Consider the following 10,197-nt stretch of genomic DNA (forward strand, 5'->3'; position numbering starts at 1 on the left):
GGCCTTCGTATGTCATCATCTCTCTCCCCAAAATTCCATCTGCTCTACCATATGGTTTCGTAACCGACGCGATCGTATCTGGCAAATCCCTTCTAGTTATCTTAGTAGCTACTTTCGGAGTGCGAACAGGTGCACTTATGAACTTCGAGCCCGGAGAGAATATGCGCAGCCTCCTATTAAAAAGAGCGGATGCTATTTACGTGCTCGTCGCCAGTTACTGCCTATTGAGCGTTGTTCTGAAAATTCTCCGCCCAGATTCCCTCGAAATTGACGAGTCTGAACAGGCATTTCTTTCGCAGTATCTGATGCTCGGATATGGAGCTCAACCGCCGTTCTACAATTGGCTCCAATATGGCGTCGCCGCAGTCTTCGGGATCTCTGTCGCGTCGCTGACAATCCTGAAAAACGCCCTAATGTGCGGATTCCTCGTCTTTTACGGCTTGACGGTTCGAACGCTCACCGACGGCCGCTTACTTCCGGCAGTCGCCATCCTGGGAGCGCTGACGCTTCCCCCGGTTTTCCTTCTGTCTCAGCGCGATCTGTCTCATACGGTTGCCGCGCTCTTTTCGGTGTCGCTGTTCCTCTTTTGCTTCTTCCGCGTCCTCAAGCATCCTCCGAGGATTGGCGGGTATCTGTTCGTTGGCGCAGTGGTAGGTATCGGGATCTTGTCCAAGTACAACTTCGTCATCGTACCTGCGGCGGCTTTGATCGCCATTCTTCCGGAAGCAGCGTTGCGAAAGCGCATTTTCGACTGGCGCGTGCTCGCCTGCGCCGTCGCCGCTGCCACCGTCGTCGGACCGCACGCCTATTGGGTGATCAACAACCTTGGGCATGCGACCGGTGTGACCGTCGCGGAGATGAAAGAGGGGGCAGAGACCGCTCTTCTGCCGCATTCGATCGAAGGGCTAGTTTCCCTTGTGATTGCCGCAATCAAAGGTGTCGCGCCGACTGTCTTGGTTTTCGCTGCAGCCTTCTATGCGGATATAGGCAAGATCCTGCGCGCCGAAAGCATTTGGACACGGGTCGTCGGAAGAATGCTCGTTGCTAGCTTCGTTCTGGTAGCGCTGATTGTTATTGCAATGGGTGCAACGCACATTCGCGTGAAATGGCTGGCACTCTTTACTGCGCTTCTGCCACTCTATTTGACGCTCAAGATTGATGCTGCCCGCATCGATCCGGGCCCGCGGCTCCCGGTACTTTTATTGGTCGCCGGTGTTACCTCGGTCGGCGTTATCCTGATGCTGTGGGCGCGGGTTTTCATTGGTCCTGTGATCGGCGACTACTCCTTTGCGCATACGCCCTACAATGGCTTTGCACGAGCCGTGAGCGCCGAGAGGGGAGTGCCGCCTGCCGCGATTGTGGTTGACGATCGGATCGTGGCGGGCAATCTGAGGATCCAGTTCCCCGGCACCCCAATCATTCTCCCGGGCTTTTCCCCGGACCTAGAGGGCGAGAGCATTGTGCCGCGAGGCCGAATCTTGGCCGTATGGCCGGCGGAAGGTGCGAACCGCGAAAAGCTTCCGCCGCGTATTGAGAGGCTACTGGCGGAACAGAATTTCGCTGTTACCAGTCCAGAGCCGGCCTTCGTGTCAATTCCATACAACGCCGGGCGTCCCGGCGATGTTTACGCGTTCGGCTACATCTGGGCGGATTCCAACTGACTTCCAGAGCGGCGGGACATACAGACCGCAAGCTCGTCCTTGTTGCGAATGAAGGGGAGGCCGATCTGTTCAGAGAGCTCCGGCTCTGTCGTAAACACGTCACCCCGCTCCTTCAGGAGATTAAGGACGAAAGTGTCTTCCGCAATTTGACGTCGCTCCTTGCCCTTGTCGTTGTAGGAATGCCCCATCTGGGTCAACGAGAAGCCGGTCAAGGTGACAGAGGGTACACCGACGAACAGCCCGTAGCAGAGAGCCGCCACGCCGTTCGTCACCTTGCCGACGTCTCCCACGTCAGCAGGAAGGCCCCCGGTGACATGGCTCACGATTGCTTCGCGCTCGGCCTTCGTAGCGCGCATCAAGCTCTTGTAGCGTACGCTTGGCTTCAAGAGCAGTTTGAGATGCATGACCCAGAGAGGTCTTCTGTGGAGCCAGAGCAGGCCTCTGGTTCTTACAAAGGGATGCTCTCCCCAGGATTTCTTACGTTTGCGGAACGTCAGGTCTGCCGCGGGGAGGCCCAAAGCGTTTGCCGTCTTGCCAGAGTTGTTCACGTCAACGCGGGCACAATGTCCGATCAGGTCGGATGGCAGGGTGGGACGAGGTGCCGATCCGAAGATCAGCCAAGGCACGTCGAGGATCCCGAGTTGCGCCAGCCAGCGGCGATGGGTTTCGCGAAGCTCTTCAATCGTCACAAGCTCACTCGTCATCAGCGGGTTCCAGGATCGCAGCTAATTCGCGGCTGCTGTGTACGGACTTCCGGCAAAGCAGGTTTCCATTGAACCATATGCGAAAAACACCTCCAGCCAACTGGAATGTGTCAAAAAACTGGCAACTGCCTAATTTTGCCACTTTGATCTGATTTCCGGGCACTTTAAAAAGGCTCACCAACTAGGATACCAAAATGACTGTTCGTGACGCAGTGCTGGCTTCAATTACTCGAACCTTAGGCACTGCGGCAGACGGCATAGCGGCGCTCGCCGCCGAGTTAGCTCGGCAAGCAGAATTGTCCAAAAGTTTCATCGAAGCTGTCGATTTGCTCGCCTCGCGCGGTGGACGGGTAGTCGTCGCCGGAGTTGGCAAGAGCGGGCATATCGGCCGCAAGATCGCGGCGACGCTCGCTTCGACGGGGACTTCCGCCTACTTCGTGCATCCGACGGAGGCAAGCCACGGAGATCTCGGCATGATCACGGCGCAAGATTTGCTGGTTCTTTTGTCTTGGTCGGGAGAAACGCTCGAACTCGGCAACATGCTGACCTATTCCAAGCGGTTCAATGTACCGGTGATTTCCATCACATCTAGTATGGAAAGCACAATTGCGCGCAACTCCACTATCGCGATTGTTCTTCCAAAAGTGCAGGAAGCGTGTCCGCATGGACTTGCGCCGACAACGTCGGCATTGCTGCAGCTGGCGGTTGGTGACGCCCTCGCCATTGCCCTTCTGGAGAGAAGGGGGTTCTCTCCCGCCGACTTCAAGACATTTCACCCCGGCGGGAAGCTAGGTTCACAGTTGATGCTTGCCCAAGAACTCGCCCACTCTGGTGATGCCATGCCCTTGCTATCTTCCGGCGCGCCCATGAGCGAAGCTGTGATCCAGATGTCTTCAAAAGGGTTCGGAGTCGTTGGCATTTTGGGTGCAGACGGTAAGCTGGCCGGAATCATCACCGACGGAGACCTGCGCCGACACATGTCCTCAGACCTTCTGGCCCTGACCGTTGATTTGGTAATGTCGCACAGCCCTCGCGTTATTCCCCGCAACTTGCTGGCCAGCGCCGCAATGGAACTCATGCAATCGCAAAAGATAACGGTTCTGTTCGTTGTAGGTGATTTGGGCGAGCCAACGGGTATCCTGCATGTGCATGATTTGTTGCGTGCCGGCGTCGCCTAGCTTTCGGTCTGACCTAACTACGATAGATGACCTGCCGCGCTGCTCCGTGCAGTGAAATTGGCAAAGGGGGCATGTTGACCGGAATTGCACATCATCGGGGTTACAGACCCGACCTCGACGGCCTGCGGGCCGTGGCAATCTTATCGGTTCTACTTTTCCATGCCGGGTTCAGTATCTTCGGTGGGGGATTTGTCGGGGTGGACGTGTTTTTTGTCCTTTCCGGCTTCTTCATGGCCAGAACTATCTTAAGCTCTCTCGAGCGAGGCAGCTTCAGTTTCATCGAGTTTTACGCCGGCCGCATGCGACGAATATTCCCGGCGCTGTTCGTCATGATGGCGATCTGCGCTGTCGCTGCATGGTTTGTATTCATGCCTCGGGAGCTCACGTATTTTTCCAATAGTCTTGGCGCCGCTGCAGTATTTGTCTCGAACATTTTGTTTCGGCAGGAGAGCGGTTATTTCGATATTGAATCCGACTTGAAGCCCCTGCTTCATACTTGGTCTCTTTCTGTCGAAGAGCAATTCTACATCGTATTCCCGGTCGCATTGTTTGTCTGTCACAAAGTTTACCGCAAAAAAATACTTGTAGCTGTTCTTTCAATTTTAGCCCTGTCCTTCGTCATTAGTGCTGTTGAGGTCTACGGCAACCCGCAAAAGGCGTTTTATCTGCTGCACTTTCGCGTCTGGGAGTTGTTGATAGGAGCCGCCGTAGCGCTTTTGCCGCATCCGAACTATTCGGGACGGACGAGCCAGCTGCTAACGGGGGTCGGGCTCCTCATGGTGTTCTCGGCCATCTTCCTCTATTCTCCGAGCACCCCTTTTCCTGGCTTGGCCGCCGCACTTCCTTGCCTTGGAACGGCACTCATAATCCATGCGCATTGCCAAGAGGGCCCGTTCGCGCGGTTGCTCGACAACTCCGTTTCCGTCTTTATTGGGCGGATCTCTTATTCGCTCTACCTTTGGCATTGGCCCCTCCTCGTTTATGCCCGCTACCTTCTTGAAGGAGCTCTTACGTCTGAGCTCACATTGCTTATCGTCGCGCTCTCCTTCGTGGCGGCTTATGTTTCGTGGCGGTTCGTAGAGCAGCCTTTTCGCCATGGAAGTCTTGCCCTCTCGAGCGCGCCCATGTTCATGCTGAGCGGCACAACAATCGCCAGCGCCGTTGCCTTCGCACTCTTCGTTAACAACCTAGATGGAGTCCCACAAAGGTTGCCCGAGGAAGCTCGCACGCTTTATGAAGCTACCTTCGACGACAGCCCGTTCTTCGCGGCGGAGTGTTTCACCGATTCTAACGGAAACGGCCTAACGCCGGACCAGATACGAAAAGGTGAGCTTTGCAGACTAGGAGACAAGACCAAGGGTAGCCCGTTGTTTGTTGTATGGGGGGATTCTCATGCTGCCGCGCTTGCGCCGGCGATCGATCTCGCTGCTCGCGAAGCGGGAGTGGCGGGTGTCTTTGTTGGTAGAGGTTCTTGCCCGCCGCTGCCGGAGGCAGATTTCGGACCATCCTGGGCGGTAAAACGGTGTGTCGATCACAATTCGGCCGTGATGTCCTTCATCGAAAAAGAGAAATTTCCGTATGTGTTCATGGTGGGCTACTGGCCGAAATACGTTCACAGAGCCGAGTTGCCACGCCAAGGGCACGTCTTTGATCCGCGCGTCCCGCCCTCGACAGCGGACTGGTCTGCGCCTGTCAAAAAAAGTCTCGAGGAGACTATCGCCCATTTCTCTCGGCAGGGTACGAGAACAGTATTGGTGATGGATGTGCCGGAAATGGGCCACGAGGTTCCCGAAGCACTCGCACGAGCGGTTGTCCGCGGTACCACCCTGAATATAGCGCCTTCTCTTGAGTACACCTATAAACGGCAGGCCTTGGCAAGGGGAGTTCTCACAAGGGTCGCGAAAACCAGTGGATCCTTGGTCGTTGATCCGCTGAGTGCCATTTGCGATGCAATTCGTTGCCACGCCTTGCGTGGTGGCACTGTGCTATATAAGGACGAGGATCACTTGTCTGCAAAGGGAGCAAAGAGCCTTGCCTCGGTGTTCCTTCCGGTGCTGAATCTGATCGAGGCGAGCCAACTATCTCGCAACCCAGCACCCCGTTCCTGATGAACGCTTCTTCCGGCATTGATTTCGTTCGTGGGGTTAGGCTGTAGCCGATCGGCGGTGTTGGCGCACTGAGCTTCGTTAACCAGGATGCCGTTTTGCCGTTTCTAGGGAGAGCGCCTACTCCCCCGAGTGCTGTCAAACCTGGCGTATACCTTCACGTTGCGAACGTCTGCTGCTGCTGTTAAAGGTACAAGTTGAATACACACTGCACTGATTGGGGGGGGGTGTTTTGGGTATCGATAATGAACAGTTGCGAATTGCAACCCTAGAATTTATTCTACGATCCCTCGTAGCGAAGGTGCTCGAACACACCCCTGGTCCTGACCTCACACACCATGTCCTGAGCGCGCTTGATCAACTGGCGCCTTCGTTCGCAACCGCGGATATAGACCCAGCTGAGGTCAGAGCGCGGATGCGTGCCCAGGCAGATGCAATCCTGAGTTGGGCAATGGACGAAAGCGGAATTGTCCAGTCACCCATCAAAGGTCGTCCACTCTCGGAGACCCACTATCGTGATTGGCGCTAGTGCAGGTGCTTCAATAAACCTGCGTCGATAGCTTGCGCCACCAGCGAGGCGAACGAACCGCGCTTTCCCCGTTGATGGGCCTCGCGAGAAATCCCGTCAAGTTTGTGAGCCCTGGTGACGCGGGACCGCCTTGAGGTGAGCTTCGGCCTTAAGAATTAAAGCTATGATCCCTTGTTCGCGAACCTTCCTGGCCCGCGGCTCTTCCCTTCCGACGTCCTTTGCAAGGCGGAGGTCGGGACTGCACCCATGCTGAGTATCTGTCTGAGAGAAGGGTAATTCAGTTGCGCCTGCATTAGGAGTGGCTGTAGGCTTGCGGGTGGAATTTTCATCAACTTCGTTGCCGACCTTCCGTCAAGCTCGGTATTTCAACGTCCGACAAGTTCGGCTGCTCGGGATGAACAGGTTTGAAGACAGCAATTCTCATCAATGATACATCCACAAAAGCGCATCTTGGATGTCGCGTTGTCGTTAGCCAAATCGCTCAGTTGGCGAAATCGGTGGGAATTCGGATCGCTACGTCTGCATCAGTTCACACCGACTGGCGAGAGCATCCGCTCCTTCTTGCCTCAATGCGAACTGCAGATCTCGTGATTGTCAATGGTGAGGGAACTCTGCACGATGGCACGAGGCAGGCGCGAGCGCTTGCTGAGGTCGCCCCCTTCTGCAAGGCTGCCGGTGTCCCCAGCGTTCTGATCAACAGCGTGTACGAACGAAACGACGCGGCAATTGCAAAAGCATGCCAGGCCTTCGAGAAAATTTATGTTCGAGAGTCCGTCAGCGGTTACGAAGCACGTCAGGTCGGATTGGAGGTTGAGGTTGTGCCAGATCTCACGTTATCGAGTGATGTCATGAAGCCATTCTTGGGCGGGCCAAGGACACCTACAATCATCGTGACCGACAACGCCAACAAAAATATTGCAAAAAACGCCCAGGAGGAAGCGCTAAGGAGAAATCATACTTCTTTTCTTCACCTCGACACCTCAGAGCCGAACAACCCGTTTTTAGGGGCAGGGGAGTCACCAGACTTCGTTTTTATGGGCTCTGGTATGGTAGCTCAGGCGCCGCGCCCTTCTCAACGCCGACAGATCACTCCCATGCGCGCCTTCCGAAAATCGCTTTTCAAAGCAAATATGCTGCGGCGTATGGAAATGATCCACCAATTCGGCGAGCCTTTATCTTCCCAGCAGATACTTTCGCGAATTGCCACGGCCCGGGGTGTCATCGGTGGCCGCTTTCACGCGGTGTGTATGTCCATCCTGTCTGGAACTCCATTCATCGGAATGTCATCGAACACATCAAAAATGATCGGTATGTTAACTGACATGGGGCTGACAAGGTTTCTAACAGATGATGCAAAGCTCGCTTTCGATATGGTAGATCACTGGCAGGATGCCGATTACAATGCAACTGCTGCCTACGTTCAGAAAGCCCGCCGAGAGGCGAAGTCCATGTTCGAGGAAATCGCGAATCTCGCAAACTAACGCCTCCGGACCTGATACAACGGCACATCCGATTTTCTTAGAACCGACAGGACTCGCCAAACGGTTAACACGGCCATATAGAAACGGGAGTTTGACAATGTCGCTGATATGCACAAGGGATCAGCTAATTGAGGGTGAAGCATTCGAAACGGCCGACAGGCGATTCTGAAGCAATCACGCGAGTTCTTCGCCGCGTAGTCGCCGAAAACGCTCGCGACCACATCTGGGGCTACGCGTTCGCTATTGGCTGTCTTCTTATAATGGCGGCGACGACGGGCTTTACAGCCTGGATCATGGAAACCGTGATCAACGAAGCGTTCGCCAACAAGCGAGGAGATGTCGTTGTTCTCGTCTGTGTTTCGCTTTTTGCTGCCTTTGTATTGAGGGGGTTAGCAACTTACGGGCAAGCGGTCACCCTCTCGAGTATAGGTAACAACATCGTCGCGAACTATAAGCGGCGGCTGTACTCACACCTAATGGCGCTGAGCGTCGGTTATTATCACGAGCAACGCTCGGCACGTCTGCTTGCAAAAATTAATCAAAATGTCGGCGGCATCCGCGACGTGTTGAATGTAACGGTGACTTCGATCGCTCGTGATCTCCTCACGCTCATCGGGTTGATCGGCGTAATGTTCAGCAAGGATTGGGTGCTTTCACTTATCATTTTTCTCGTAGCGCCCATGTTGGTCCTCGGGTTGCGCTACATCTCGAAGCGGCTTCGACTGGCAACTCGCGAGGCAGTGGAGGCAAATAGCCGCGTCCTCGGGGCGATGCAGGAAACGATCCAGGGCATTTCTATCGTGAAGGCTTTTACGATGGAGCAGGAGTTGTGCCGCAAGGTCGATGCGACTATCGAGCGTGCCGAAAGTCGTGCCAACCGAATTGCGCGCCTGAGCGAGCGTACAGCCCCAATGACAGACACGTTTGCCGGTTTGGCAATCTCAAGTGTGCTTGCCTATGCCGCCTTTCGGGCGATCTATAGCGACGTGCCCCCTGGGGCGTTCTTCGCATTCGTTACAGCACTTCTCCTAGCGTATGATCCAGCCCGACGCCTGGCCCGTTTGCAGGTATCCTTGGAACGCGCTGCCGTGAATGCCCATATGCTCTACGAAATCCTTGATACAGTTCCGCATCAGCGGGATCACCCCGAGGCTAGGGAGCTGAAACTGAGAGACGCGACGGTGGAGTTGCGAAACGTCCACTTTGGCTATGGCAAGGAAGATGAGATCCTGAAAGGCGTGAGTTTCCGTGCTGAAGGCGGAAAGACGACAGCGCTGGTCGGTCCTTCGGGGGCCGGCAAGTCCACTATCATTAGCCTCATCCCGCGATTTTATGATGCCTTATCCGGGCAAATCCTGATTGATGGTCAGGACATAGCCGAAGTTACCAAGCACTCGCTGCGCAACAAACTCGCGTATGTCTCGCAGCAGCCTTATCTCTTCGAAGGCTCCATCCGAGACAATATCCGCTATGGTCGGCCCGAAGCCACGGACGCTGAGATTGAAGAGGCAGCACGCCTCGCCTATGCGCATGACTTCATCTTAGCGCAGCCGAAGGGATATGATACTCCCGTGGGCGAGCAGGGCATGACGCTTTCGGGCGGCCAGCGGCAACGCATATCGATTGCTCGCGCCCTCGTGCGCAATGCCCCCATTCTTCTTCTTGACGAGGCAACGTCCGCGCTAGACGCAGAGTCGGAAGCCGCCGTCCAAAAGGCGCTCGAGGAGGCCATGAGCGGACGCACCGTTATTGTAATAGCCCACCGGGTCTCCACGGTAGTCAATGCTGATAAGATAGTCGTTATGAAGGATGGCCGGGTCGTCGAGGAAGGTACACATCGAGAGCTTGCCCAGCGAAATGGGGCCTATGCACGGCTGCACAATCTAAGTAACCGACCTCCCGTACTGAAAGTGTTCGCTGACCCCGTTTAGCGACGTTTGAGGCGATGTATAACACTCCTGCGAGATACCGCACGTGAGTGGGCGGATTCAGATCCGCAATCTGGGAGGTCAGCGAAATGGAGTGGGAGAAGGCCGGCAGAGCGAGGATGATGTTGCGCTTCCCAAGACATCGAAAACAAATTGCCGATGCAAACTTCCTTGCTATATCCGATTTACTCGAAGCCTACGGCAGAACTGCTATCGCTCGCGATGAACTGCGCAAGCAGGAGGTCTCGGACCCAGCTCGGCTGAAAGAATATGAGACCCTGTGCCAAAAGTTGGAACGTGACCTCCTAAGAATGCTCGCCGCCGCCATTCCACGCACTAGCCGCTAGCGATCGTTCTCTCCGACGTCGTGCTCTGACCGACTCGCATCAAGGCGGACAGATGCCTTCGGGAGACTAAGTTGTTGCCGCTTTCTGCAATCTCTTGATTAAAAACTCGATGGAAACGGGGAGTATTCATGACTGCTAGTCAGAATCGGAAGGTTTTCCGCATCTGACTGGGTCGGCGCCCAAGCGAAAACTCAGCATAATCGGGCTCACGGTGGTCATGCTGAGGGATTGGTAGAGGGGTGTTATTTCAGATGGCGTTCAAGC

7 protein-coding genes are annotated in these 10,197 nt (G+C 55.2%); 6 read left to right on the plus strand and 1 reads right to left on the minus strand.

Annotated elements, in window-relative coordinates; all coding sequences use genetic code 11:
- Positions 1–161: 161 nt before the first annotated feature.
- Positions 162–1,661, plus strand: coding sequence for a glycosyltransferase family 39 protein (locus IB272_RS33310; RefSeq protein WP_134886944.1), 1,500 nt, complete (start codon positions 162–164; stop codon positions 1,659–1,661).
- Here the strand turns inward: IB272_RS33310 and IB272_RS33315 are convergent.
- Positions 1,637–2,365 carry a hypothetical protein gene (locus tag IB272_RS33315; protein ID WP_134886923.1) on the minus strand — a complete coding sequence of 243 codons (729 nt, stop codon included), beginning with the start codon at positions 2,363–2,365 and terminating at the stop codon, positions 1,637–1,639. The two genes, IB272_RS33310 and IB272_RS33315, sit on opposite strands and share 25 nt — an antisense overlap.
- 194 nt (positions 2,366–2,559) lie before the next feature.
- On the opposite strand from IB272_RS33315, the gene IB272_RS33320 reads away from it, so the two are divergent.
- The 5 genes from IB272_RS33320 to IB272_RS33340 all read left to right on the plus strand — a co-directional run bounded on the left by IB272_RS33320 (position 2,560) and on the right by IB272_RS33340 (position 9,933).
- Positions 2,560–3,543, plus strand: a complete 984-nt coding sequence (locus tag IB272_RS33320) for a KpsF/GutQ family sugar-phosphate isomerase (protein WP_192445807.1) — start codon at positions 2,560–2,562, stop codon at positions 3,541–3,543.
- Between the two features lie 71 nt (positions 3,544–3,614).
- A complete protein-coding gene (locus tag IB272_RS33325) occupies positions 3,615–5,651 on the plus strand; it encodes an acyltransferase family protein (RefSeq protein ID WP_192445808.1) in 2,037 nt (678 codons plus the stop codon).
- A 930-nt stretch (positions 5,652–6,581) separates the two neighbouring features.
- Complete coding sequence (locus IB272_RS33330; RefSeq protein WP_192445809.1) at positions 6,582–7,658, plus strand: polysaccharide pyruvyl transferase family protein; 1,077 nt, start codon at positions 6,582–6,584, stop codon at positions 7,656–7,658.
- Between the two features lie 128 nt (positions 7,659–7,786).
- Entirely contained in the window at positions 7,787–9,589 is a 1,803-nt protein-coding gene (locus IB272_RS33335) for an ABC transporter ATP-binding protein (RefSeq protein ID WP_112985412.1), read from the plus strand.
- A gap of 86 nt (positions 9,590–9,675) precedes the next feature.
- On the plus strand, positions 9,676–9,933 hold the full coding sequence (locus IB272_RS33340; protein WP_192445810.1) for a hypothetical protein: 258 nt from the start codon (positions 9,676–9,678) through the stop codon (positions 9,931–9,933).
- Positions 9,934–10,197 lie beyond the last annotated feature (264 nt).

It is taken from the genome of Ensifer sp. ENS08 (genome assembly GCF_014852195.1).
Classification (GTDB): Bacteria; Pseudomonadota; Alphaproteobacteria; order Rhizobiales; family Rhizobiaceae; genus Ensifer; species Ensifer adhaerens.